This window comes from Bifidobacterium sp. WK041_4_12, assembly GCF_041080795.1.
GTDB lineage: Bacteria > Actinomycetota > Actinomycetes > Actinomycetales > Bifidobacteriaceae > Bombiscardovia > Bombiscardovia aquikefiricola.
The window spans coordinates 858,685-884,672 of the sequence record NZ_CP129674.1; the positions used below are offsets into that span (position 1 = coordinate 858,685).

17 protein-coding genes and 1 tRNA gene are annotated in these 25,988 nt (G+C 55.1%); 9 read left to right on the forward strand and 9 right to left on the reverse strand.

Features of this window, described 5'->3' with window-relative positions; translation table 11 throughout:
* Nucleotides 1-16 precede the first annotated feature (16 nt).
* The 8 genes from alr (at nucleotide 17) to QN215_RS03815 (ending at nucleotide 8,070) form a co-directional block, all read left to right on the forward strand.
* Complete coding sequence (alr, locus tag QN215_RS03780; protein WP_369344778.1) at nucleotides 17-1,375, forward strand: alanine racemase; 1,359 nt, start codon at nucleotides 17-19, stop codon at nucleotides 1,373-1,375.
* Between the two features lie 82 nt (nucleotides 1,376-1,457).
* A complete protein-coding gene (locus QN215_RS03785; RefSeq protein WP_369344779.1) occupies nucleotides 1,458-1,916 on the forward strand; it encodes an Ohr family peroxiredoxin in 459 nt (152 codons plus the stop codon).
* Nucleotides 1,917-2,062: 146 nt separating this feature from the next.
* Nucleotides 2,063-3,370: a deoxyguanosinetriphosphate triphosphohydrolase gene (locus QN215_RS03790; protein ID WP_369344780.1), complete on the forward strand. Its 1,308-nt coding sequence runs from the start codon at nucleotides 2,063-2,065 to the stop codon at nucleotides 3,368-3,370.
* 124 nt (nucleotides 3,371-3,494) lie between these two features.
* The gene (gene dnaG, locus QN215_RS03795; RefSeq protein ID WP_369344781.1) at nucleotides 3,495-5,558 is read left to right on the forward strand and encodes a DNA primase; all 2,064 of its coding nucleotides are present in this window, start codon (nucleotides 3,495-3,497) and stop codon (nucleotides 5,556-5,558) included.
* Between the two features lie 130 nt (nucleotides 5,559-5,688).
* A tRNA-Arg gene (locus QN215_RS03800) sits at nucleotides 5,689-5,765 on the forward strand.
* Between the two features lie 83 nt (nucleotides 5,766-5,848).
* The gene (purE, locus tag QN215_RS03805) at nucleotides 5,849-6,382 is read left to right on the forward strand and encodes a 5-(carboxyamino)imidazole ribonucleotide mutase (RefSeq protein ID WP_369344782.1); all 534 of its coding nucleotides are present in this window, start codon (nucleotides 5,849-5,851) and stop codon (nucleotides 6,380-6,382) included.
* On the forward strand, nucleotides 6,366-7,538 hold the full coding sequence (gene purK, locus QN215_RS03810) for a 5-(carboxyamino)imidazole ribonucleotide synthase (RefSeq protein WP_369344783.1): 1,173 nt from the start codon (nucleotides 6,366-6,368) through the stop codon (nucleotides 7,536-7,538). The genes purE and purK overlap by 17 nt, the downstream gene beginning before the upstream one ends.
* A gap of 136 nt (nucleotides 7,539-7,674) precedes the next feature.
* Nucleotides 7,675-8,070, forward strand: a complete 396-nt coding sequence (locus tag QN215_RS03815; protein WP_369344784.1) for a Fur family transcriptional regulator — start codon at nucleotides 7,675-7,677, stop codon at nucleotides 8,068-8,070.
* 198 nt (nucleotides 8,071-8,268) lie between these two features.
* Here the strand turns inward: QN215_RS03815 and QN215_RS03820 are convergent, their stop codons facing one another.
* Nucleotides 8,269-10,875 (reverse strand): bifunctional lysylphosphatidylglycerol flippase/synthetase MprF, encoded by a 2,607-nt coding sequence (locus QN215_RS03820; protein WP_369344785.1) that lies wholly within the window; start codon nucleotides 10,873-10,875, stop codon nucleotides 8,269-8,271.
* Between the two features lie 103 nt (nucleotides 10,876-10,978).
* On the reverse strand, nucleotides 10,979-12,364 hold the full coding sequence (locus QN215_RS03825; RefSeq protein ID WP_369344786.1) for an alpha/beta hydrolase: 1,386 nt from the start codon (nucleotides 12,362-12,364) through the stop codon (nucleotides 10,979-10,981).
* Between the two features lie 275 nt (nucleotides 12,365-12,639).
* Between QN215_RS03825 and QN215_RS03830 the strand changes: the two genes are divergently transcribed.
* Entirely contained in the window at nucleotides 12,640-14,781 is a 2,142-nt protein-coding gene (locus QN215_RS03830) for an LTA synthase family protein (protein ID WP_369345053.1), read from the forward strand.
* Nucleotides 14,782-14,825: 44 nt separating this feature from the next.
* On the opposite strand, the gene QN215_RS03835 is transcribed toward QN215_RS03830, so the two are convergent.
* From QN215_RS03835 to purC, 7 genes are all read right to left on the reverse strand, one after another.
* Complete coding sequence (locus QN215_RS03835; RefSeq protein ID WP_369344787.1) at nucleotides 14,826-15,602, reverse strand: TIGR03943 family putative permease subunit; 777 nt, start codon at nucleotides 15,600-15,602, stop codon at nucleotides 14,826-14,828.
* Between the two features lie 2 nt (nucleotides 15,603-15,604).
* Nucleotides 15,605-16,723, reverse strand: coding sequence for a permease (locus QN215_RS03840; RefSeq protein ID WP_369344788.1), 1,119 nt, complete (start codon nucleotides 16,721-16,723; stop codon nucleotides 15,605-15,607).
* Nucleotides 16,724-16,873: 150 nt separating this feature from the next.
* Nucleotides 16,874-18,151, reverse strand: coding sequence for a phosphoribosylamine--glycine ligase (purD, locus tag QN215_RS03845; protein ID WP_369344789.1), 1,278 nt, complete (start codon nucleotides 18,149-18,151; stop codon nucleotides 16,874-16,876).
* A gap of 146 nt (nucleotides 18,152-18,297) precedes the next feature.
* Nucleotides 18,298-19,338: a phosphoribosylformylglycinamidine cyclo-ligase gene (purM, locus tag QN215_RS03850; RefSeq protein ID WP_369344790.1), complete on the reverse strand. Its 1,041-nt coding sequence runs from the start codon at nucleotides 19,336-19,338 to the stop codon at nucleotides 18,298-18,300.
* A 142-nt stretch (nucleotides 19,339-19,480) separates the two neighbouring features.
* The gene (gene purF / locus QN215_RS03855; protein ID WP_369344791.1) at nucleotides 19,481-20,989 is read right to left on the reverse strand and encodes an amidophosphoribosyltransferase; all 1,509 of its coding nucleotides are present in this window, start codon (nucleotides 20,987-20,989) and stop codon (nucleotides 19,481-19,483) included.
* A 215-nt stretch (nucleotides 20,990-21,204) separates the two neighbouring features.
* Nucleotides 21,205-24,966 carry a phosphoribosylformylglycinamidine synthase gene (locus QN215_RS03860; RefSeq protein ID WP_369344792.1) on the reverse strand — a complete coding sequence of 1,254 codons (3,762 nt, stop codon included), beginning with the start codon at nucleotides 24,964-24,966 and terminating at the stop codon, nucleotides 21,205-21,207.
* Nucleotides 24,967-25,181: 215 nt separating this feature from the next.
* Entirely contained in the window at nucleotides 25,182-25,964 is a 783-nt protein-coding gene (gene purC / locus QN215_RS03865) for a phosphoribosylaminoimidazolesuccinocarboxamide synthase (RefSeq protein WP_369344793.1), read from the reverse strand.
* Nucleotides 25,965-25,988: the final 24 nt, after the last annotated feature.

Sequence of the window (25,988 nt, forward strand, 5' to 3'; positions counted from 1 at the left end):
GGTCACAATGGGGGCCATGACATTGAGTGCTTCCCCACAATGGGATTTTTCTTCCACATCAGGTACAACCAATTATGACAATGCGCGCCGCAACTATCCGGCGCAGGCAATCGTGGATCTGGCCGCATTGCAGAGCAACATGCAGCACATTGTCAGCATATGCGGTGGGGCACATTCGGGAACAGCCGTCATGGGAGTGGTGAAGGCAGATGCCTATGGGCATGGCCTGATTCCAACTGCGCTCGCAGCGCTTGCCGGTGGTGCCACATGGCTTGGAGCAGCCCAGCCAAGAGAAGCGCTCCTGCTGAGAAAAGCTGGCATCGGCCCAGATCGATGCCATGTGCTGACATGGATGTATAGCGGCCTGGAAGCTCCATTCGAAGAGCTGATTGACAACGACATCGATATTTCCGTAGGTTCATTGGCTGGGATTGACGCTTTGGCGAAGGCGGCCAGAGCAGTCGGGCGGCCGGCGCGCGTCCATGTCAAGGTTGACACGGGTTTTGGGCGCAACGGCTTTACCCCACAGATTTTCGATCAGGCCTTGGCGAAGCTCAAGCGGTATGCCAGTGAGGGTGCATTGCAGATCGTTGCCCAATGGAGCCATCTTGCCGTTGCAGACATGCCCAAGGTGCCCGCCTTTGTTCAATCGACAGAACAGCAGATCGCGAGTTTCAATGAATTCACCATGCGCATGAAACGGGCTGGACTTGAACCGCAGATACGTCATCTTGCCAATACTGCAGCAACGTTGAGCCGACCTGACATTCACTTCGAACTGGTTCGTCCAGGCATCGCGCTTTACGGCTATGAGCCTGACCCCTCCATGGGCACTCCGCAGGATTACGGGCTTACCCCCGCAATGACGCTGCAAGCACAGCTTTCAACCGTCAAGGATCTTGAGCAGGGCCATAGCATCTCCTATGGCAAAACCTATGCAACGCAATCCGAAACGAGTTCGGCAATACTGCCTATCGGATATGCAGATGGGATACATCGTTCAGCATCCGGATTCGACAAGGAGGGGGCTCTGCACACGACCCATCTTGGAGGACCCATCCGCATCATGACCGATGATGGTCCACGCGTCGTCCGCATCTCTGGACGCGTGTGCATGGATCAGTGCGTGCTGGACCTTCATGGCAAGGCGGATGCGTTGAATGTTCACGAAGGAGACACGGTTACCGTATTCGGTCCAGGCAGGGGAGTGGCCTTCAATGAACCCACAGCCGAGGACTGGGCGCATGCGGCGGACACGATCAGCTACGAAATCTTCACGTGCCTGAGAAGCAGAATTCCAAGATTGTACCTGCATGCGAATGAAACGCTGTCTGAGGACGACATCGGCAAGCTTGACCCGAACACCCTACTGTAGTCGCAGTTTGATTCATGACGCATGGTGAACTCTCGTAGCTGAATCGCAAGACATTGTGCCTTGGTTGTGATGTGATAGAGCCATGACACAATACAAAGGAACAGAACCAGAGAATATTGCATACACCGCCGTTGCAACCCTCGAAGGTGGGCGTAACGGCCATGGGTCGAGTTCAGAACCAGATATGGATCTGACATTCGATACCCCGGTTGCCCAAGGTGGCAAGGGCAGGGGAACCAATCCTGAGCAGCTGTTCGCCCTTGGTTGGGGAGCCTGCTTCCAGAGTGCGCTGGGACTTGCAGCCAAGGAGCTTCGCGTTGCGGCTACGAAGCTGGCCACGGGCAAGCTTCGCTCAAGCATCTCGGTTGGCGATCAGGGAGAATCGTTCGGTCTCAAGGCAAAGATGGAGGTTCTCTTGCCTGATGTCGATAAGGAGACCGCCGAAAAGCTCGTACAGCGCACCCAAGAACTGTGCCCATATTCAAAGGCTACTGCGGGCAATGTGCCAACGGAAATCCTGGTCGTAGACTCACTCGACTGATCGTCTATGCCAGTTGCTGTGGTTCGTAGCGAGGATCATACAACCCCCATGAACTCTGTCGTGCACGAGTTCATGGGGGTTTCTGTACAATGTGCAGCAAAGCGGCGTGCAAGCATCGACGGTTCATGCAGAGTTCGGGAGAAGCGATGAATGATAAGGTGAGTGTTCAGTCACAACCTTCCAGAGCGGATGCGCTGACTGCCGAAGGGTATACGGCCCATGACGAGGAACGATGGGCACCTGAACCACCGAAATCCCGCAGTCGAACGGCATTCGAACGTGATCGTGCGCGACTCGTGCATTCCTCGGCCTTGCGAAGATTGGGTGCGAAGACGCAGATTCTCGTAGCCGGAACCGACGATTTCGCTCGAACCCGTCTCACGCACACCTTGGAGGTTGCCCAGATAGGGCGGCAGATAGGCGGACTGCTCGGATGCGATCCCGATGTCGTGGACTGCGCATGTCTTGCACATGATCTGGGCCATCCGCCCTTTGGACATAACGGCGAGCATGCTTTGGCGGAGATTGCCGACTCCATAGGCGGGTTTGAAGGCAATGCCCAGACGCTCAGACTGCTGACACGGCTCGAACCGAAGATATTCCATCCCGATGGTCGCAGCGCGGGGGTGAATCTGACCAGGGCCGCACTTGACGCCACCGTCAAATATCCGTGGACGCTGGCGCAGGCGGCCCAGCATCCGAAGGGGGAGCGAAGCAAGAAATTCTGCGTATACCCTGACGATGTCGATGTGTTTCAATGGCTGAAACAGGGAGCACCCAAGGAATCTCGCCCGATGGAATGTCAGGTCATGGATCTGGCCGACGACATCGCATACAGCGTACATGACGTTGAGGATGCGATAGTTTCCGCATACTTCAACCCTGTCAGTCTGGCGGATTCGCGCATCGTCGATGAGATTGTGGCGATGACGCGAGACTGGTATGGGCAGCAGTGGAATCCCGATGAACTCCTCAACGCGCTGCAACGCTTGCGTATGGAACGACTCTTCCCCGCTCATTACAACGGTTCGAGGCAGTCGCTCGCCCAGCTGAAGAACATCACCAGCGCTCTTATCGGGCGTTTCGCCGGATCGGTGGAAAACGCGACTCGAGAACGCTATGGTGACGCGAATCTGACCAGATATTCGGCATCCGTGGTCGTTCCCGAAGACACGGCATACGAAATCGTGGCGTTGAAGGGCATATCGGTCTATTTTGTGATGGCCCCGCGTGAACACGAGCCATTTCATGCAGAACAGCTGCGTATCGTGACCGACCTGGTCGACGTGATGATGCGCGACTCGCCCAAGCCATCGGAAGCACTCGAAGCGGTGTTTCTTGAGGACTGGAACGAGGCGACCAATGATGACGAGCGGCTGAGGGTCGCCATCGATCAGGTGGCAAGCCTCACCGACGGTTCCGCCTTGGCACTCCATTCGATTCTGTGCGACTGAAGCTTCTGCCCGCTCACCGCTGAAGATCGGGCACTGGCAGGAGCACTGGCAAGAGCACAGTCGTGGTCAGGAGCGGGCGGACTCAAGCGAACGCTATCCGAATCATCGGCTAAGGTGAGGTGCTATGGCAGGGATGATTGTTAACGAGGATATCGAAAAGGTGCGCGCCAGCGCAGATCTCTATGACATCGTGTCTGCGGATGTGACGTTGAAAGCGTCCGGTGCAGGCACCTTCATGGGACTGTGCCCCTTCCATGATGAGAAGACACCAAGTTTTTCAGTACGGCCCTCGATGGGCGTATGGCATTGCTTTGGCTGCGGGCGCGGCGGCGATGTCTTTGGATACGTCGAAGAGCATGAAAGCGTCGGCTTTGGCGAGGCAGTTGGCATTCTGGCCGATAAATACCATATTGAACTGCATTACGATTCAGAAGGACCGCAGAAACCGCAAGGTTCTACACGGTCAAGACTTCTGGAAGCGAACGAGGAGGCGCAGCGCTTTTTCGTTTCGAACATCATGAGCGACGATGCGCTTGCAGCGAGAAAGCTGTTGGGAGGTCGCAACTTTTCGCAGGCAGACTCCGAGCGATTCGGATGCGGTTTCGCACCTCGCGGCTGGGATAACCTCGTGCGACATCTGGCTTCCAAGGGGTTCACGCAGAAAGAGATGCTCGATGCGGGGTTGGCACGGCAAGGTCAGCGCGGCATCTATGACTATTTTCGCGGTCGTGCAACCTGGCCGATTCGTGACTCAACGGGGAGAACGTTGGGTTTCGGCGCTCGCATGCTGTTCGACGATGATACGATTCAGGCGAAATACATCAATACGCCCGATACGCAGCTCTACCGAAAGAATCAAGTGCTGTACGGCATCGACCTGGCGAAATCCGCCATCGTCAAGAAACGGCAGGTCGTTATCGTCGAAGGATACACCGATGTGATGGCGTGCCATCTCGCCGGCATCGACACGGCGGTCGCCACCTGCGGCACGGCATTCGGGCTGGAGCATGCAAAGATCGTTCGGCGTCTGATCGCCGATGACTCTCTCGGAGGCATTCAGCTCATCGGTCCTGTGAAGGGGTCGCGGGTTATCTTCACCTTTGACGGCGATGCAGCGGGGCAGAAGGCGGCCCTGCATGCCTTTGGACTGGACGGCTCGTTCCTGACGCAGACCTTCGTGGCAGTGGCCGACGATAATCTGGATCCATGTGACTTGCGCATTCAGCGCGGCGATGCTGCGGTACGAGCTTTGGTGGCAAAGCCTCAACCGCTGTATGACTTCGTCATCGATACGGCCATTGACGCTTTCGACACGGAATATACGACCGGTCAGATGGGAGCGCTGAAGGCTGTAGCACCGATAATCGCGCAGATCCGTGACCGTTCGCTGGTAGACATGTATGCGCGCAAGGCGGCGCGAAGAATCGGAGTGGAAAGCGAGCTGATGTCTCGCGAAACCATGGCGGCGCGCCGAAGGGCCCACGTGCATGACGAAGACGCGTATGCAGTGCGCGAACCTCGCTATCGCCATGAGGCAGACAGGGGGTCGCAGGCTTCTGCCAATGCCGAATTGTCAGAGCGCATGGCGGTGCAGCGTCAGGATGCCGTCAGCCAGGGATACTTCAAAATTGACGACGCCGTGTTCATGTGCGAACAGCAGTTCATGGGCGTGCTGATTCAGATACCTCGTGCCGTACATGCCGACATGGCGGGGCAACTGTCGGAGGCAAGCTTTGTCACACCCGTGTTCCGCTCGCTGTTTCAGGTTTTCGAAGCCGTTGGCGGACTTCCTGCAGACGATATGCCACAAGGGCTATGGATGCATAACCTGATCAAGGCTGCAGGGCCTGCACTCGAGCCGGTTATCAACGAGCTTGCCGTGATGCCTCTGCCCTTGCCACAGCCTGACAATGCGAATGCTTCCAGCCGCAGCGACGATACCCAGCCGGAACACAATGCTGCCGCGGTACAGTTGCGGCCAGCGACCGATACGGAAACCCAATACGCTTCGGAACTTCTGGTGAGGCTCCTCGACCTGGGATTCATGCGACGCATCGCATACGCCAAGGCACGCATGAACCGCTTGCCCGACGGCGAAGAAAAATTCAAGCTGCTGGGAAGCATCACCACGATGGAAACCGCCAGAAAGGATCTGCAAGCCCAGATTTTCGGCAATACTGTCGGCTAGGCAAGCTCAGCCTCTCCTTACGCCGTGGAGTCGGTTTTCCACAAATGCGGCCTTTCGGCGCCTTTCACGACGCGACCTCCTGCCTGAGCGCAGCGAGTATCCGTGGGTGTGGCTACAATAGTTCTGGTTTGGCCCCGTAGCTCAGTTGGATAGAGCGTGTGACTTCTAATCTCAAGGTCGTCGGTTCGAACCCGACCGGGGTCACCATTTCTTGCAGAACGTAGTTCACATGCTTTTCTTTACTCATGCGTAGAGTAGTCATGGTTACATCGTTCGGATTGCGAGGTCAAATGTCGTTATTACACCGGGATGAACATGAAGCACATCCTTCAACTGATCAGCCTGTAGTTGCCGTTGTCATGGGGTCATCAAGCGACTGGGAAACCATGAAGCACTCATGCCAGATCCTTGATGATTTTCATATTCCATACATGAAACAAGTCATTTCAGCTCACCGCACGCCGGATCTGATGGCTGATTTCGCGCACAATGCCCGCGACAACGGACTCAAGGTCATTATCGCCGGTGCAGGCGGTGCCGCCCACTTGCCAGGCATGATCGCAGCGCAGACCACCTTGCCAGTTATCGGGGTTCCTGTGCAGTCACACGCACTAAGCGGTTGGGATTCCTTGCTTTCCATAGTGCAGATGCCGGGTGGCATTCCCGTGGCAACCACAGCCATCGGCAAATCTGGAGCGACGAATGCAGGAATTCTTGCAGTGAGCATCTTATCTACCAGCGATTCGACCTTGGCAGACGCGCTCGCGGCATTCCGTAAAGAGCTCAGGGAGAAGGTAGAGGAGTCAAATGCCGAGCTTAAGTGAAGAAACCAAGGGCAGTGTCACGATGTTGCAGCCAGGTGCCACGATCGGCATTGTCGGAGGAGGGCAGCTGGGCCGCATGATGGCTCTTGCCGCCAAATATCACGGCTTCCGCATTGGCGTTCTCGACCCCACTCCAGACTGCCCGACAGCGCAGGTTGGCGATTTCCAGATCGTCGCCGAATACGACGACAAGCACGCGATTCATGAACTTGCCGAACGCAGCGATGTGCTCACCTACGAGTTTGAGAACGTCGATGCGGATGCCCTCGATGAGGTTCGTGGGAAAACAGCCGTTCCGCAAGGGACAGACTTGCTGCGCGTGACGCAGGACAGAGTCTTCGAGAAGCAGTTCATCAACGATCATGGCACGCAGACCGCACCATGGAAACAGGTCGATGATTTCGATCAATTGGTAGCGGCCATCAAGGATCTTGGCTATCCCGCAGTGCTCAAGACCCGTCGAGGCGGATATGACGGCCATGGTCAACTGGTGCTGCACAGCGACGACGATCTTGATATCGTTCGCAAGCGCGAGCAGGATACGGGCATCTTCCCTCCTTCGATTCTTGAAGGATTCGTAGACTTCGCGTTCGAAGCATCGATCCTGATTTCCGGCAATGGCAAGGATTTCGTTACCTTCCCCATCGTCCGCAACGAGCATCGCCACAATATCCTGCATCTGACCATCGCTCCGGCAGTCGTCGCCGATGAAGTCGCGCAGGAGGCCGAAGCTTTGGCCTTGCGACTCGCCAAGGGATTCGAGCTGGCGGGCACCCTCGCCATCGAGCTGTTCATCACGAAAGACAACAAGGTGATCGTGAACGAGCTTGCCCCACGTCCGCACAATTCCGGTCATTACACGATTGAGGCATGCTCGATCAGCCAGTTCGATGCTCATATTCGCGGAATCGCGGGCTGGCCGCTGCCCAAGCCAGAGCTGCTCAGTCCAGCAGTCATGGCGAATGTCCTTGGTCAGCACGTCGCTCCCACGCGCGCTCTGATAGGTGCCCATCCCGAATGGAATGTGCATGATTACGGCAAGGCCGAAGTCAAGCACAATCGAAAGATGGGGCATATCACCGTGCTCACCTCAGACACGGATGCTGCGGTAGCTGAACTCGAAGCCACAGGCTGCTGGTCGGATCTGCAGGATTGACACTGTCTGAAACCTTCAGAAGTTACGATATTGCAGACGGCGAAGGTGCTGTCTGCAATACGCTTCAGGCATTGTCCGTTGCTTCCTTCCTTGCAAGTGCGCTACATTGGAGCGGAAAGCTTATTAAAGGAGTGTCATGACTGGGCATGTAATTCGACAAACGAGGCAAAAGGATGCAGTGCGCAAGGCTTTGCACGCTTCAGGGGATTTCGTTACGGCTCAGGAATTGCATCGTCAGCTTGAGGATGAGGGTTCCACGATAGGACTGGCTACGGTCTATCGTCAGCTCAACATGCTCGCTGAGGCAGGACACGCAGACACGATACAGCTCAATGGTTCTCAACTGTTCAGAATGTGCGACGATCCGACCCATCATCACCACCTGGTCTGCACCAAGTGTGGCAAGACGGTTGAAATCGAGCCGCCAGACGAAACATGGCTACGCAAGACCGCAGCCGCCCACGGTTTCACCGTCAGCTCTCACACCTTAGAGATGTTTGGCCTCTGCGAAGACTGTCAACAGGACAGATAGGCATAGGTGAATCGGTCGTTGTGCGTCGATTTCACGAGTTTTGCGGCAATTGCGCAGTATATGCTCGTGAAATCGGCTTTTTACCGACGATATTTCAACGATTCAGCACATGTATACTGCGTAATTGCCGCAAAACTCGCAGTCTCAATCTCAAAGGACCAGGAATAGCGGTGAGGTTTGCGATATTTCTGCAATATTTCAGCGATTGAGCATCTTGCTGATCTGGCTAGGCTTCAAATCTGGCAAATATGCTTCCAAAACTGCCAATCCCATAGGCAGAAGTCGTGAAACGTCTGGATAGCAGATGTATACCGGTTCCTCGGTCGGTTGGAACCGCTTCTTGAACTGGAACAATGAGTTGAATCCGTACGAAGGCTCCATGATGTCCGCAACGATCTGCAGCGCATGGTGCAGTGCGGCTGAATCAGCACCATCTTCAACGGGAGAACCAGCCAAGGGAGCGGCAGACAAGCTCATGAATCCTGCAACGCCTTCCTCCTGCAGCCGTTCAGCCATGCGTGCAATCAGAAATTCCATGATCCCATTGGGACTATCAATCCGATGGCGCATGAAGTCAAGCGTCCATCCGACAATCTGGCCATTGCGCCACGTGGGCAACCAGCTCGTCACGCCCTGAATCACATTGTTCGCATCGATGGCATAGAGCAGCATGACGCGGCGATCTCTGAGCTCATCGACACCACCCAAGGTGAACTTCATCTCAGGCAGCGACTTCAGATTTGCCCATTGGTCTGAAATGTCAATGATCTGGGACTGAATGTCGCGCGGACTGTCATTGAAGCTTGCATAGACGTCGCGGATTCCTTCGCGGTTCGCCTTGTTGATGGCCGTTCGTATGGCCTGCCATTTCTTTCCCTTGGTCTGCCAGATGCGGGGATCGACGACCATTTCGCTGCCAACCTGAATCGACGACCATCCTTGGCTCAGCAGCGCCTGACGAGTCGCATCATGAACGCTGTAGAACACGGGAGACAGCGAACGTTCGTAGCAGAAATGCGTGAAGCCTTGCAGGTCGTCAAGATATTCGCTGGCATCTCCAAAAGGTCCTGTCGTGGTCAGCGCAATGCCATGAGCGACACGATACGCAACCGCAGAACGGCCAGTCGGAGAGAACCAATAGTTATTGCCCTCCCAGGTGGTCATGAACGACATCGATTCTCCGCCCAGCTCGACAAGTGCGCTGGCTGCCTTCCGAGCTTCTGAATTCTCGGTAATCGAAGTGCGCATCCAACGTGACATCACGATGATGAGCACGAGCCAGAAAATGATGCCGATGCTCTGACGTACGATCTCAGCCGCGAAGGTTTCCGTGTGCAACACGGCCTGCGAGGTATTCAAGAATCCCATCGGAATAAATGTCTGAGGCAGCTGTGAAAGCAATGACGGCAAGTCGGCAACAGGCTTGAACGCGTATGGATTCAGCAGGCCAAAGCTGATATAGAACACGCTCAGAACAAGCGCAGTCATCACGATTGAAGTGATGCCTCTTCTGCTTGCGCCATGCTCGGTAGGGACGTTGAATAGTCGAATGCTGTAGAGAATCACTATTGCGAAAATCAGTGGCGGAAGCACGCTCGTCAACATCGAAGGCAACAGACCGTGCCGATAAGGTTGCAGCGCGGCAGAGCTGCCATGCATCGCGGAGAGCAAATAATACAGTAGCGTGAACAGAACGATGCCAACGTTGACGACAACCGCCGACCATGCGGCAATGCGACGGCCACGATACAGACCCCAACTGATGATAAGCAGCACTATGGTCGGCAGAATCGCTCGGATGATACTTCCCGAAGTCGAGATGTGATACAGGTTGAACTCCTGATAGCAGCTACTCTGCGAGGATGTTCTCAGGCAATCCACCAGACGAGCGTCATTGATGGTTCCGGGCCCGGTGAGCAGTCCTAGAGCGCTGAGAGCACCGTGATGGGCATGTGAGATCGTCGCCACAATCGGTCCCAGAGCGAGCACGACCGAGATCGACGTCAGCAGACTCCGTCGTTCATGCGCGCTGCTTGAAGCCCAATGTTCACGGCTGTCCTGCGGCCCATGCCACACGTACCCCATGAATTGACCGACAAGTGCCGCTGCCAGCAAGCAGTAGTCGCCAGGATCTCCCGTGTAGAGCAGTGCGATCAGAATGGCCGAATAGCCGACCAGCCGGATTCTGCGCCTCCAGATGAAGCTGCTGAATGCGCTCGCTGCCATCAGCGCCCCAATGCTCATGACCAAAGGGCTCAGCGTCATGCGCGCCTGAGCGGCGCTTTGCCACATGCCTCCAAGCCAATTGATGAAAATACACAGGAACAGACCGATAATCGCGCCTGAAAGACCCGAAAGCAGACAGGTGAGCAGCGTGCGTGCGCGCCCCAGTCGAGGTTCCGCTATCGAGAAGATGCAGAAGATGATGATGATATCAAGTATCATCCGAAACATGCTTGTCGAAAGGAACAGTGTGGCTATCAGACCGATCATCTGCGCCGCAAGGCTCGGAGGATTCTGAGCCACCGCACTATTGGCGATTCGACCACCATGCATCATGAGCTGGTCATAGGTCGTGGACAGATACAGACTGCTCTGCGGGATGCGGAAGAGAATCCTCCACAGCCAGAACAGTATGTTGACCAACGCAACGCAGCTCGTGACCCATACGGCAAGCTGATGGTTGAGCAGCCATTGGCGTGCATCGTTCAGCAGTCCCTGCCATCCCTCAGGCGGTTGTGCTGCAGGCTCTGATCCCGTGCTCCCGGACGTGGTTTGCGGCATGTGTCTTTCCGTTTCTGACATGTGTTATTGCTTCCCCTATATATTCGAATGTGCATGCTGGAGTGAGCCGAAGCTGATGCACATCATCATTCCCTACCCTCTACCATAACCTCAGAGGCGTTCATCAGAGCTGGACGTCGATAAGATTCGAGTATTCTCCGATCGGCTTGCTGTCTGAGTCAAGACCCATCTGCGCACATATCCAGTAGATGCCCGGTACCAAAGTATTCTTGACCGTATGCCAATCGTGGCCTGACCCTTTGGCGATCACCGCCTGCACATCCATTCCCGCATCCTGGGCTGCAGCACCAATGACCTTCATGTTATGCACCGATTCTGGATCCTGCTCTCCAGCCACGGTAAACATCGTCTGCGTCGAAGGAGCATGCTTGGCGATGGCGTTGACGGGGATCTGAGCTTCGTACGCTGCTCTGCTCCCCCCGAAGAACCGTTGAATCATGCTTGACTCGCTGCCATTCGACGGCCGCATCTCACCGTCGACAGGGAACATATGCCCATACACCTTGGGGTTTCGTGGCCCGAGTTGCGTCGTGCAGGTTCCCCCTTGTGAAAATCCGCCAATCGTCCAATACTCTGCGGCCGTTTCGACCGGCAGGTTTTTCTTGATCCACGAGGTGACGTCCTTGGTCACGAATGTTGCCGCGTTCCCATACACTGGCGAATCCACGCAGAGCGTGTTGTGCTCCGCAGAGCCGTTCTGGTCGGGAGAGACGACGATGGGTGCCAAGCCGTCATGTGCGCTCGCATACTCGTTCATGACGCGCGATATGCCGCTGGCGGTGAACATGCGGTCAGGGCTCCCAGGCTGCCCGCCGAGCATGATCATGACCGGCAACCGTGGGGGAGTGTTCGCAAGGGCGGCGGGTGGAAGATAGATGTCAGCATCGCGGGCATGGAAGTGAGAGACGGTTGCGGGAATCGCAAACGAACTGTCACTTCCGGTTTTAGGATGCGTCGGCGTCTTGCCCGCTTCAGCAAGCGCTTGCCACTGCGCCATGCTCATGGTTGCCTTATGCACCTGCGAAAGCTGCAATTGCGGGTACGTCGGCAAACCCAGCACACTGCCGACGATGGTGTACTCTCCATACGCCGCATTGATTCGTATGGCTGTATTCAGCACAGCAATGGGAATCAGCAAGCATGCGAGCGTGCGTCGCCAGTTTCGTGAAAGAACGCAGGTTGCAATGGCAAAGGCAAGAGTCGCGAATCCAACGGCCACATTTCGTATCACATCCCAGCCCAGCCCAACGCCGAATGCAACGAATACATCAGAGATCAGCCATGTGGCGGTCCAGCCAATGCCTGCGCTCACTGCTGAAACTGCGATTTCTATGAGCAGACGCTGCAAACCGGTGAATCTGCCAGGGTTCCGCCGGGAGGAGAGAAGCTGGCTGATGCACAGGATTGCGAATCCGACAATGGTTATCCAGAGTATGGAGCTGGGCAACCAGCCACTCAATAACCGTATCTTCGCTATATCGTGAAGCATTGCATTCCTTCCCTCATCGCGGACCTCGTGGCCCCATTAGCAGAGAGTAGCGGGTTTCGAATGGAAAAGTTCACCCTGGTGAGCGCAACGATGAAACTTCCACCACATCCACCATATTGACTGGACTCTGCACGTATCGTTGTCTTGGACGCTTGAGACAATAATCGATTATGCCTAAGTTTTTTGGATGGGGACATGCTCAGTCAACCGCTCAGTTATCCGCTCAGTCAAGCGGTGAATCAGATGAATCAGAAAAAAGCGATAGCCCAAAGCCAATGATTTCACTGGGAGCATCCCGGTTTTCTCACTGGACGTACGCGACGCTCTTCCTCATCTTCGATATCGTCGGTGTCTCCATCCTGCAGTGGGCAGTCACCATATCGAGCTCACGAGTTGCCCTTTCGAGTCCACTGATCGGATTATGGGGCTTCATCTCAACGATGTGGACTGATTTGCGATTTGTCTTCATACTGAATCTGATTGTTCTTGGACTGATATACGGCATATTGCTGTTTCTGACCAATAGATTCTGGATAGCTTCGCCAATCTTCATCATCATCTGTGTAGTTCTTGGCATCATCGAACATATGAAAGTCATCTCCCGCTACGAGACCGTGCTTCCATCCGACATGGACTTTCTTCATTCAGATGCAGGAACCGTTGCGACCTTCATTCCTGCCGGATCACAATGGATCATTCTCTGGGCGATCATCGCACTGCTCGCGCTCGTCGGTCTGTGCATCTTCGTCAATCATATGGATCTGCGTCGTGGAAGGATCTTCGACGGACAGAACAGGGCGTTGACTGCCACCTTCCGAGTGTGCGGCATTCTGGTGACCGGATTGATCTTTGCGCTGTTCTCCGGCAGCGTCGGAACCGTAGGCACATGGGCGAATACCACGTCGAAGTTCATGGGCGATATTCCCTCGATGTGGGATTCGGTCTATGATGCTCAACGCAATGGAACGCTGATCGCCTTCCTGCGTCAGCTGAACCCCAAAGTCATGGAGGAACCAGACGGCTACAGTCAGGCGACCATGAAGCGCATTGCGAAACGTTATGAGGCAGAGGCGGACAGCATCAATGAAACGCGCAAGAATTATCAGAACGACAGTTCCGTCGTCTACATTCTTTCCGAATCATTCTCCGATCCGACTCGTGTTCCAGGACTGAGCATCGATCAGGATCCCATGCCGAAGATTCGCGCCATCAAGCAGAAAACCACCAGTGGTCTGATGCTGTCCAGCGGATACGGTGGCGGTACTGCAAATCTTGAGTTCCAAGCGTTGACTGGCATGAGCATGGCGAATTTCGACTCATCGCTGACCAGCCCATACCAGCAGCTCATACCATCGCTGTCATGGACGCCTTCAGTCAACCAGAGTTGGAGTTCCAAGAATTCAGTGGCCTTCCACCCGTATGAGTCCTCGATGTATTCTCGTTCGACGGTGTACAAGAAGTTTGGATTCTCGAATTTCTACACCCTTGAAAAGCCTGACATCATCAAATATCAGGACAAGCTGGACAGCAGCCCCTATGTGAGTGACGAATCCGCCTACAAGAGCGCTTTGGAAGAAATGCAGGCAACCACAAGCAACCAGTTCGTGCAGATTGTCACGATGCAGAACCACATGCCGTATAACAATTGGTATGCGAATAATCAGTTCCATGTTGCTGCGACCTCGGGTTCAGAAAGCCTGGGAAGCGATGAAAGCTTGGCGATAGACACTTATGCGAAGGGCATGAGCTATACCGATTCATCGACGCAGGAGCTGCTGGACTCGCTCAACAAGTTGAGCAAGCCGGTAACCGTCGTCTTCTACGGCGACCACCTTCCCGGCATCTACACGACTGCAGGCGCCGATTCCAGCAATGCGATAGCCCTGCATGAGACCGACTATTTCATCTGGTCGAACAAGGCTTCGCAGAGCTACGACAATAAGATTGCCAACAGCACATACACCTCTCCGAATTTCTTCAGTGCCCAGTCCGCCGAACACATGAATGCCAAGGTCTCTCCCTATACCGCATTCCTCACGGACATGCACTCCAAGATCTCTGCGATGGAGCCTCCCGTCGTGAACAAAATTCAGGGATGGGATCGCATTCCTGAGGGTCAGACCATATATCTCGACAGCGCAGGCAATCCTATGGATGCTCGTAGCTTTGATGCCAAGACGAAGCAGCTCGTACGCGATTATCAGCTGATTCAATATGACATCACCGCAGGCAAGCATTATCTCGAGGATACCGACTTCATGACGACGCCAACCGCAAAGTCCGATGCCGCAAAGGCAGCGGCCAAGCAGCTCGCCGAAGAGAAGGCTGCTGCCAAGAAACAGTCCGCTGCTGCTGTCTCGCCTTCTGCATCGCCGTCCGAATCCAAGGCGACGGCCAATACCTCTTCAGGACAGTAGTGGCCCAGGCGGGCTTTGAGATGTGGCCCGCTCAAGGTCAAGCTCTACTGATGATAGAAATATCCAGTTCCTGATTCGCTCGTGCTGACAATCGTCGCATGGTTCAGCAGCAAACCCTGATAGCTATGTGTTGCGGTGCCGATTGATCCCTCCGCCAGGGTGCCGGTGACTTTCACCCATGCGCCTTCTTTCGGCATGGTTGATGATGGGGCATTGACGACAAAACCGAAGGGCGTCATGTCAAGTACGCAGCAGGTCATGAGCATGCGAGAGGCGGTGAACTGGCGCTCTCCAACGGAGGAGTCCTTCGAGACCGAGGCATTGAGGATGATGGTGTATCCGAGATAATCATGGGCATGTCTATCGATGCGGTCATACCATGCGCCAAATTCGTCATCATTGATGGTTATGGTCTTCTGTGCCGTGTTCAGCCCGCTGAGCTGCGCGGACGCACTGTCATCGATGGCGATGGCACGGTTGAGTCCGGCGCTGCTGGCCGAGCTGGATTGAACGGGCAATACCAGCAGCAGTGTCGGGATCACCAGAACAACCACGACTTTTGCCAGAGCCTTCATCGTCGAATGAAAGATGCCCAGGCAGGAAGCGACTCCGAAGGCAGCCAGCACGACGGCAGCGACGACGACATAGGGCACCGTTCTCGGCGTGACATAGTTGATGTAGCGTCCCGTTGCGATGAAGGCGACCATGGCAGTGGCAAGCAGCAGGAAGAGCACCCCCTGGATGATGTCGATGCTGTTGGGCTTATTGGGCTTATTGGGCTTATTGGGCTTGTTGGGCTTGTCAGATTGCTGGGTTTGCATGGCTACAGCCTCATGATTCCTGCAAGAACGACCATGGCGATGAAGCATACGACAATCGTGGTGAGTGCCAGCCGCAGCACGAATCGTTTGCTAAACATTGCTCTGAGCATCAAGATGTTCTTCACATCAAGAATGGGGCCGAATACGAGAAAACCCAGCACGGCAGGAACCGGGAACATCGTGCCGAATCCACGGGCGATCACGGCATCGGATGATGAGCATAATGAACTCACAAACGCGAGTGCCATCATGAAGGCGATGGCGATGATCGACCCACGGTCCTGCAGCCAGCCGGGCACGTTTGAGCCGCCAAGAACCCGTATGCATGAGGCCAGCATGATGCCCATCAGCATGTAGGGGACGATCTGGAACATGTCGTGGTAGGCATGCTGCATGAAGCTTCTCAGACCTTCCCATCCTCGAGTGCGAGTGTGTGTTCGTGTGCGCGTGTCTGATAGGGAATCCTTGTCGAGCTCATGCGATGGCGAAGGCGTATCCATACCTTCCATACCTTCCATGCCATGCATGTCGTGCATCCGAACAGCCGAAGCGTCGGTCAATGGTCGCAGGACGGCTTGCGTATGGGGCAAGACCACGAAGCTCAGTCCGATGATTGTGGAAACGATGATGCCGAAGACGAAGCGCAGGATGGTCATCGAAGGCTTGTCTGGAAATGCGAACCAGGTTGACCAGATGACCACGGGATTGATGATGGGTGCCGCACAGAGAAACACCACTGCCGATGGTAGAGGAATGCCTTTGTGAATCATGCGTGCGAACACTGGAACCGTCGCGCAGTCGCATACCGGCGTGCACAGGCCGGCGAACAGGGCGATGACCATGCCCCCGACCGTTGAGCGTGGGAAATGCCGTTCGATGAAGTCCTTGGTGATGAAGGTTTCTATGCCAGACGACACGAGAATGCCGATAAGCAGAAAAGGGAAAGCCTGCAGCAGCAGACCGATGGCTCCCGAGAGAATTGAAGAAACGGGGATACCAGTAGCGTCCAGCAAAGGGGCGGCAAGAATAAGCATGGCGATGACAAGAACAGTCACCAAAAAGCGCTGAAAATCGAACCCGCGCCTGGTTCGTCGCATGCCTTCCTGAATCACATCGGACATTGTACTACCCCTTGGTGGCAGTACTCATGGGTTTCACTATCCATGGAACGGGCAATGGAACAGCCCGTTGAAAGGCCATTGAATGAACTATTGAATGAACTATGGATAGTGCTGACAGATGTCTCCCAAGCGATTTCGGAAGAGACGTGCCTAGGCGTCAAGCGCCTTGCTGCCGATGTCATGACGATAGAACAGACCGGTTGTATCGATGGCATCAAGCACGGCATAGACCTTTTTCTGCGCATCTGCGATATCTGTGCCCTTCGTTTCGACCAGAAGCACGCGACCGGAAGATGCGATAAGCTCGCCCTTGCCATCTGCGTCACCCGAAACTCCGGCGTAGTATACGTGGCCATTCTCGTCCAGTTCGATATCCGGCACATGCGCGCCGGCAATCACATGCTCTGGGTAGCCTTCTGAAGCCAGTACTACTCCGATGGTCGTGGAGTCATCATCCCAGGTGAAGCTGGGATCGTCGCCATTGAGAATCGCAGACATGCCAGCGCCCAGATCCGAGGTAAGTCTTGGCAGGACGACTTCCGTCTCGGGATCGCCGAAGCGGGCGTTGAATTCAATGACCTTGGGACCCTGCGCCGTATCGATCAATCCAGCGTAGAGAATGCCTTGGAATGGCACGCCTTCATCGACCATGGCCTCGACGGTCGGCCTGATGATCGTGTCGATGGCGGCCTTGACGCTGGCCTCGCTGATTTGAGGTACCGGGCTATAGGCACCCATGCCTCCGGTGTTAGGACCTTCGTCACCATCGTAGGCGCGCTTGTGATCCTGGGAGATGGGCATCGGCCAGAACTCATTGCCACGCACAAAGCTCATCAGTGAGAATTCCTGCCCTTCGAGGAAATCCTCGACAACGACCTTGGCACCTGCGATGCCGAAGCGATGATCCAGGAAGATTTCCTTCAGCGCTTCCTGCGCCTCGGCATCGGTCATGGCAACGGTCACGCCTTTACCGGCGGCCAGGCCATCAGCCTTGATGACGATTGGAGTGCCGTGCTCGGTGACATACATGCTGGCGCGTTCGAAATCTTCGAAGGTTTCATATCGTGCCGTGGGAATGCCGTGGCGTTCCATCAGCTGCTTGGCATAGTCCTTCGAGCCCTCTATCTGTGCAGCTGCCTTGTTCGGTCCGAATGCCTTGATTCCGGCTGATTCGAAATCGTCGACGATGCCTTCGATCAGAGGAACTTCCGGCCCGACGAACACCCAATCGATGTCATTGTCATTGGCGAATTCTATGAGTGCTGCATGGTTGCTGGGGGAGAGCTGTGTGGTGCGAATGCCGTCGCGTTCCATTCCGGGGTTGCCTGGAGCGCACACCACGTCATCCACGCTTTCGCCTCTGAGCAGGGTCTGAGCGACGACGTGCTCGCGTGCGCCCGAACCGATAATCAACACTTTCTGTCCCATGATGTTCCTTCCCGCGGCATCGCCGCGAAGTTATGGCATCGAAACGGCCTGTTCTTCATCGGCCAACGTGCGCTGCATCCGCTGTGTGCTGTTGTGAGAGGCCCGTCCAATCAGATCCATGCACCACTCGTTGCAGCCTGATTCGATCAGATGCCGTGACGCAATTCGACCCGTGCTCCATTGTCCTTGACGATTCGCCCGACGATATAGTGCGGTTCGTTCTCAGCATCAAGCAATCTGACGACTTCAGCCACAGATTCCGGTGCAACCATGAGCACCATGCCGATGCCCATGTTGAAGATGTTATACATCTCAAGAGGGTCGACATGTCCGTATTGCTGAAGAATCTTGAAGATGGGAGGAACATCCCAGCTGTCGATGTCGAACGCCGCCGCAAGACCTTCGGGAATGATGCGCGGCACTTTCTCAACGAACGAACCGCCTGTGATGTGTGCGACCCCGTGCAGCACATCGGTGGCGAACAATGGCTTCAAGGCCTTCGCATAGATCTTTGTGGGTTTGAGCAGTTCCTCGCCCAGCGTCTCGTCGCCCAGCGCTTCAAGCCTTGAATCGACATTGAGGCCACCGTCCTTGAACAGGGCCTTGCGAACCAGCGAGAAACCGTTGGAATGAACGCCCGATGATGGCAGACCGATGATGATGTCGCCCTGCTCGATGGCGCTTCCATCGATGAGCTTGTCCTTTTCGACAACGCCTACCGTGAAGCCTGCGAGATCATACTCGTCTGACTCATACATGTCTGGCATTTCGGCGGTTTCGCCACCGACAAGCGCTGCACCCGCCTGCATGCATCCGTCTGCTACGCCCTTGACCACCTGCTCCAGGAGTTCGGGATCATTCTTGCCGCATGCGATGTAGTCGAGGAAGAACAGCGGTTCGGCTCCCTGCGCGACGATGTCGTTGACACACATGGCCACGCAGTCGATGCCGATGCTGTCATGCTTGTGCGCTGCCTTGGCAACCATGAGTTTGGTGCCGACCCCATCGGTGCCCGAGACGAGCACTGGTTGGCTGTAGCCCAGAGCTGAAAGGTCGAATGTTCCGCCAAAGCCACCGATGCCGCCTGCGCCCTTGCGTGCTGTACGGGCAACATGCTGCTGGATTCGTTCAACGACTTCGTATCCAGCTTCGACGCTGACCCCTGCATTCTCATATGCTGTGGGCATGACGTGTGTCTCCTATCGGTTCTGTGATGATTGTTGGTTGCTGATTGAGTTTGGACGCTTATCGCTTGAGCGGTCGTATCATAACTGCTCCGTCTACTGCCGTTGCCGTGAATGAGTCACGTGGCAACGGCAGTAGCGGTTGCTAGGCAGTGGCATATGACCGTGCGAATTCGTTGTCGGTGTAATGGCTGTTGCTTTTGGCGAAATGCGTGATGCGACGACGATCTTCCGGTGTGAGGGCGGCAAGAAAATCGTCCTCGTAGTCATCGAGTCTGGTTGGATAGTCGCCGTTGAAATAAGCCACGCATAGGCCGCCGTATGGTGCCGGATCATGCATGCCGATGCAGTCGACAAGACCCTTGACGCTGAGGAACTTGAGTGAGTCCGCACCGATGTATTCGCGGATTTCCTCAACCGACTTCTTGGCTGCAATCAGTTCAGAACTGCGCTGGATGTCAATGCCGTAATAGCAGGGGTATTTGAGTGGCGGCGAGGCGATGCGCATATGAACCTCGGTGGCACCTGCTTCCCTGAGCAACCGCACGATTCTGCGTGATGTTGTGCCGCGAACGATGCTGTCATCAATCACGATGACGCGCTTGCCTGCCACGACACCGCGCACGGCGGCGAGCTTCATGCGTACGCCCTGTTCGCGCAGTTCCTGAGTGGGCTGAATGAAGGTGCGGGCAACATACTGATTCTTGATCAGACCCATTTCGTTGGGGATGCCGCTTTTTTCAGCATAGCCGGATGCTGCTGAAAGCGAAGAGTTGGGAACGCCTATGACCATGTCGGCGTCGACAGGATCTTCCTCTGCCAGACGAGCCCCCATGCGCTTGCGTGCCGAATGCACATTGATGCCATAGATGTTGGAATCGGGACGTGCAAAATAGATGAATTCCATCGAACAGATGGCAAGCTGGGTGTTTTCCGTGTATTTCTCGATGCGATAGCCTGAATCGTCAACGATGACGATTTCACCAGGTCGAATGTCACGGACGAGTTCTGCGCCGACGATGTCGAGCGCGCAGGTTTCCGATGCCAGAATGTAGGCACCGTTCTTCATGCGGCCGAGCGAGAGTGGACGGAATCCGTTGGGATCCAGGGCACCAATCATGCTGTCTTCGGTCATGAGCAGGTAGGCGAAACCGCCATGTACCTGATTCAATGCCACCTTCAGCTTCTCGATGAAATTCTTGCCTGGTGCGCGACGGATGAGGTGCATCAGAATTTCAGTGTCGGAGTTGGAGTGGAAGATCGCGCCTTCGCTTTCCAAGCTTTGCTTCAAGGTTGTGCAGTTGGTGAGATTGCCGTTATGACACAGCGCAACGTCGCCATCGTGGAAGCGGAAGATGAATGGCTGAATGTTGTCTATCGAACCAGAACCTGCTGTTGCATAGCGCACGTGACCAATGGTTTTGGAACCGGTAAGCCTTGATATTTCGGCTTCGTCGGAGAAAACCTGGGTGAGCAGTCCAAGACCGCGATGACCGATCAGCTTGCCATCGTCATTCGATACGATGCCGGCACCTTCCTGACCACGGTGTTGCAGAGCGTGTAGACCAAAATATGTAAGTCGAGCAGCATCTGGATGACCCCAGACACCAAATACACCACATTCTTCATGTAGGCCTTCAAGCTCAGCGGACATGACACCAGCTCCTTCCAAAAAATGAGGGAATAGAAGGAATTTGCTTCCTTACCAAGGATACCAACAGCGTGTTACAAGCCGTTGAGCTTTGAGATGCTGACTTTTGTTGCCTTTTTTGGGAAGAACCGCAGTTTAAGGCCGTCTTCCCAACGACATGAAGCCACTTTTGGAGCCGTATTCTGGAAAAAGGCAACAAAACTCGCACTCTCAACCGATCAGGCCCTGAAATAGTCGACGCCACTCTCGATAAGAGGTTCGCGAACGCTTGCGTCGGGAACATTCTGGTACAAACCGTTGCCCGAACGCTCGGTATGAGCCATCTTGCCGAGAATGCGACCGTCGGGACTGGTGATGCCCTCGATGGCCATGACGGATCCGTTCGGATTCACGTCCAGATCCATGGAAGGAACGCCGTTAGCGTCAACGTACTGTGTCGCGATCTGCCCGTTGCCCGCCAGAAGATTCAGCATGTCAGTTCCTGCAACGAAGCGTCCATCGCCATGGGAAATGGCAATGGTATGGGTATCTCCGACCTCGGAGCGACTCAGCCAGGGGGACATCGTTGAGCCGATGCGCGTGCGAACGAGTTTGCTCTGGTGACGGCCGATGGTGTTGTACGTCAGCGTGGGACTTGCCTTCGTCATGGGCACAATGTCACCATATGGCACCAGCCCAAGCTTGACCAACGCCTGGAAACCGTTGCAAATGCCAAGCATCAGGCCATCGCGGTTGTTGAGCAGATCACGAACCGCTTCGGTGATAGCAGGGGAGCGGAAGAAGTCCGCGATGAACTTGGCCGATCCATCAGGTTCGTCGCCGCCTGAGAATCCTCCAGGCAGCATCACGATCTGACTGTTGCGTATGGCTTCCTCAAGTGCCTGAGCGCTCTGCGTGACATCGCTTGGCGTGAGATTGCGAATGACCAGCGTGGACGTTTCTGCTCCGGCTCGTTCGAATGCTCGAATGGTGTCAAACTCGCAGTTGGTTCCGGGGAACACCGGAATGATGACACGGGGATGGGCAGTGTGCTGAACTGTGGAACTTGATGTTTCAGCATGTGCATCATGGCGAGCTTCGGGCTTGGTGAAGCTGATCGTCTTGACCTTCAACTCTTCGGCTGATTCGCTGCTGCGATAGGGGAAGACATCTTCGAGCTGATGTTCCCAGTCTTCCTGAAGCTTGGAAAGGTCAACGCGTTCATCACTCGTCGCGAACTGATATTCCTCGGTGGTGACGCCAATCTCCTGGACGACAGCCATGCCTGTGGATTCAGGAATGTCAGCATCATCGGGAAACTCGACGATGAAGCTGCCGTACGCGGGCAGAAACAGAGAATCCGATTGGATGCCGTCATTCAAGCGCAGGCCTATGTGGTTGCCGAGCGTCATGTCGAAGAGCGCTGCCGCCGTGCAGCCGTAGCCTGGAGTTGACACTGCAAGGGTGTTGCCTTCATCGATCAGTTTCTCGACGATGGCGATGGAATCGGTCAGACCCTTGACCTCCGGAGTCATGTTGTCTGGCAGATAGCGTGGCGTCACCCGAATCAGTCGGCTTCCGGCCTTCTTGAGTTCGGGGGATATGACATGGGAGAGCGTACCCACTGCAACGGCGAAGCTTATCAGCGTTGGAGGAACGTCAAGCTTTTCAAAGCTGCCGCTCATGGAATCCTTGCCGCCGATGGCACCGACACCCAGATCAAGCTGAGCGCTCAACGCTCCCAGCACGCTTGCGAAAGGTTTGCCCCATCGTTCGGGAGAACTCCCGAGTTTTTCGAAATATTCCTGAAGAGAAAGATACATGTCCCGCTTGTGGAAACCTGCCGCAACCAGCTTGGCAACGCTTTCGATCACGGCCAGATATGCACCGGTGTATTGATTTTTCTCGGTGATATAGGGGTTAAAGCCCCACGCCATGCCGCTGACGGTCGTCGTTTCGCCAGGGACCGGGAACTTGGCAACCATGGCCATGCTGGTGGTGAGCTGCCTGCGACCGCCGAATGGCATCAGCACGGTCGATGCGCCGATGGTGCTGTCGAAGCGTTCGGAAAGACCCTTGTTCGAGCACACGTTCAGATCGGTGACGAGAGCATGCAGACGTTCTTCGAGATTTCTGCCATGCCAGGCCGTCTGGTAGTCCAGCGGATGTTCGACATGTACGTCTGCGCGTTTGGGTGCACCATTCGAGGCGAGGAATTCGCGGCTGATATCAACGATGGTATCGCCTCTCCATTCCATGCGCAGGCGCTTTTCTTCGCTCACCTTCCCGACGACGGTTGCCTCAAGATTCTCTTCCTTGGCGTATCGCATGAATTCATCGACATCGTCGGAATCAAGGGCCACGGCCATGCGTTCCTGGCTTTCGGAAATGGCGAGCTCGGTTCCGTTCAACCCTGCATACTTCTTCTTGACCGCATCGAGGTTAATCAACAATCCGTCGGCCAGCTCTCCAGTGGCGACGGAAACGCCACCAGCGCCGAAATCGTTGCAGCGCTTGATCAGCTTCGCTGCATCGCCTCGGCGGAACAGTCGCTGCAGTTTGCGCTCGACTATGGGGTTGCCCTTCTGCACTTCCGCTCCACAGTCCTCAAGGCTTTCCGCATTCTGAGATTTCGAAGCACCCGTAGCCCCGCCAATGCCGTCACGCCCTGTTCGACCGCCGAGCAGAATGATGCTGTCTCCCGGAGCTGGTGTCTCGCGGCGCACATGGTTCGCAGGAGTGGCACCCACCACGGCACCGACTTCCATGCGCTTGGCCACATAGCCTGGATGGTAGATTTCATGAACCTGACCGGTGGCAAGCCCAATCTGGTTGCCATAGGAGGAGTATCCGTCAGCTGCAGTCGTGACGATCTTGCGTTGGGGAAGCTTGCCCTGCAGGGTTTCACTCACCGGCGTTCGCGGATCGGCGGCTCCGGTCACCCGCATCGCCTGATACACGTAGCTTCTTCCGGACAACGGATCACGGATCGCTCCGCCGATGCAGGTTGCCGCACCGCCAAAGGGTTCGATTTCCGTTGGATGATTGTGGGTTTCGTTCTTGAAGAGGAATAGCCAATCCTGCTGTTCACCGTCAACATCGACCTTGGTCTTTACCGTGCAGGCATTGATTTCTTCGGATTCGTCAAGATTCTTCAGTATCCCCTTGGACTTGAGATACTTCGCGCCAATCGTCGCCATGTCCATCAGGCAGCGTGGCTTCTCGTCGCGGCCAAGTTCGTGTCTTATGGACAGGTAGCGTTTGAACGCCGCCTGTACGGTCGCATCGTCGATGGTGATGGACTTGAGCTCAGTGCCAAATGTCGTATGCCTGCAATGGTCGGACCAGTAGGTGTCGATGACCTTGATCTCGGTGATGCTGGGATCGCGCTGTTCACTGCGGAAATAGTCTTGGCAGAATGCAAGATCGTCCACATCCATGGCCAGATCACGCTTCGCGATCATGTCGAGCAGTCCAGCTTCGTCAAGCTCTCTGAAGCCGTCGAGAATCTCCACCTGCGATGGTTGAGCAAGATGCAGGTCGAGAGAGTCGCGTTGCGCCAGCGACGCTTCGCGAGCTTCGACGGGGTTGATGACGTAAGATTTCACCGCTTCCATGTCTGATGCGGTCAGATCGCCGTCAAGAGCATAGATGGTTGCCGAACGAACTGTGGGGCGCTCGCCTTGGCTGATCAGCTGGATGCATTCACTGGCAGACTCTTCGCGCTGATCGAACTGACCGGGAAGGTATTCCACGGCGAAGGTTGTGGAGATCGGCAGCACAGGCAGTTCATAGGTGACGGTGTCACTCTGAGGTTCACTGAATACTGTCGGGATGCAGGCGTCGAAGAGTTCCTTGGAAATTCCCTCAACATCGTAGCGGTTGATGACGCGCAGGCTGCGCAATCCTGAAATTCCAACGATGGATGTCAGCTCATGTGCAAGATGCCGAGCCTGAACATCGAAGCCCGAACTTTTTTCGACATACACGCGAAAGACCAAAGTACTTTCCTCTCATGACCATTCCGGGCAAAGCCACGGAAGTTGTTCCTACGGCTATTGTTCACTAGTTATTGACGAATACTGTAGTTAATGACGAATACTGTGTGATGAAGATGAATACTGTGTGATGAAGAATTGCTTCCAAAACGTAGGAACGGTGAAGCACCGCAACGCAGTTTCACCGCTCCTACAAACACTCAACGCATGATGGTAATTCAGTTCTGTGTAATCTCAGATTGACTGTGCGAATCATCGAGTGACGTGAGCCTGTCAAGAATCTCTTCGTACGCAGGAATGATGCTTCCCAGGTCTCTGCGGAAGATGTCCTTGTCGAGATGCTCGATGGCAACGCCTTCTGACTTCTCGTTCGCAACGCCTGCATGCCGTGTATCCCACAGGCGGCAGGTGTCGGGGGTTATCTCGTCGGCAAGAAGGATCATGCCGTCGCTGGTCGTGCCCATTTCCACCTTGAAATCAACGAGCTTGACGTCAATGGCCGCGAACATCGAACGCAGCGCCTGATTGATCTCTCGCGCCTTGGCGGAGATGATTTCCAACTGCTCCCTGCTTGCAAGCTGAAGGGAGAGGATATCGTCGTTGTTGATGAAGGGATCGTTCAGCGGATCGCTTTTATAGAAGAATTCAAGCACAGGGGAGGAGAGTTCCGTGCCTTCCTTGATGCCGTAACGCTTGGCGAAGGAGCCGGCGGCGACATTGCGCATAACGATTTCAAGGGGGAACATGGTCATCTTGTGCACGAGCTGATCGTTGTTCGAAAGGCGCTTAACAAAATGGCTGGCAATGCCTTTTCGTTGCAGGAGTTTGAAAATCAGGGAGGTGATGGTGTTGTTCAGCTGGCCTTTGCCGGCGATCTGTTCCTTTTTGGCCCCGTTACCAGCCGTTGCCTGATTCATATATTCAACCCACAGAATGTCTGGGTCGTCGGTTGCATATAGTTTCTTGGCTTTACCTTCGTAAAGCAACTCCCTTTTCTCCATTGCTAGCCTTTCTGATGCTGCGTG

Excerpts from the sequence above, each read along its gene's own strand:
- purC (WP_369344793.1), bottom strand. The coding sequence starts at position 25,964 with ATGGAGAAAAGGGAGTTGCTTTACGAAGGTAAAGCCAAGAAACTATAT.
- QN215_RS03785 (WP_369344779.1), top strand. The coding sequence starts at position 1,458 with ATGACACAATACAAAGGAACAGAACCAGAGAATATTGCATACACCGCC.
- QN215_RS03840 (WP_369344788.1), bottom strand. The coding sequence starts at position 16,723 with ATGTCCGATGTGATTCAGGAAGGCATGCGACGAACCAGGCGCGGGTTC.
- alr (WP_369344778.1), top strand. The coding sequence starts at position 17 with ATGACATTGAGTGCTTCCCCACAATGGGATTTTTCTTCCACATCAGGT.
- dnaG (WP_369344781.1), top strand. The coding sequence starts at position 3,495 with ATGGCAGGGATGATTGTTAACGAGGATATCGAAAAGGTGCGCGCCAGC.
- QN215_RS03830 (WP_369345053.1), top strand. The coding sequence starts at position 12,640 with ATGATTTCACTGGGAGCATCCCGGTTTTCTCACTGGACGTACGCGACG.
- purK (WP_369344783.1), top strand. The coding sequence starts at position 6,366 with ATGCCGAGCTTAAGTGAAGAAACCAAGGGCAGTGTCACGATGTTGCAG.
- QN215_RS03820 (WP_369344785.1), bottom strand. The coding sequence starts at position 10,875 with ATGTCAGAAACGGAAAGACACATGCCGCAAACCACGTCCGGGAGCACG.
- QN215_RS03815 (WP_369344784.1), top strand. The coding sequence starts at position 7,675 with ATGACTGGGCATGTAATTCGACAAACGAGGCAAAAGGATGCAGTGCGC.
- QN215_RS03835 (WP_369344787.1), bottom strand. The coding sequence starts at position 15,602 with ATGCAAACCCAGCAATCTGACAAGCCCAACAAGCCCAATAAGCCCAAT.
- purE (WP_369344782.1), top strand. The coding sequence starts at position 5,849 with ATGTCGTTATTACACCGGGATGAACATGAAGCACATCCTTCAACTGAT.
- QN215_RS03825 (WP_369344786.1), bottom strand. The coding sequence starts at position 12,364 with ATGCTTCACGATATAGCGAAGATACGGTTATTGAGTGGCTGGTTGCCC.
- purF (WP_369344791.1), bottom strand. The coding sequence starts at position 20,989 with ATGTCCGCTGAGCTTGAAGGCCTACATGAAGAATGTGGTGTATTTGGT.
- QN215_RS03790 (WP_369344780.1), top strand. The coding sequence starts at position 2,063 with ATGAATGATAAGGTGAGTGTTCAGTCACAACCTTCCAGAGCGGATGCG.
- purM (WP_369344790.1), bottom strand. The coding sequence starts at position 19,338 with ATGCCCACAGCATATGAGAATGCAGGGGTCAGCGTCGAAGCTGGATAC.
- purD (WP_369344789.1), bottom strand. The coding sequence starts at position 18,151 with ATGGGACAGAAAGTGTTGATTATCGGTTCGGGCGCACGCGAGCACGTC.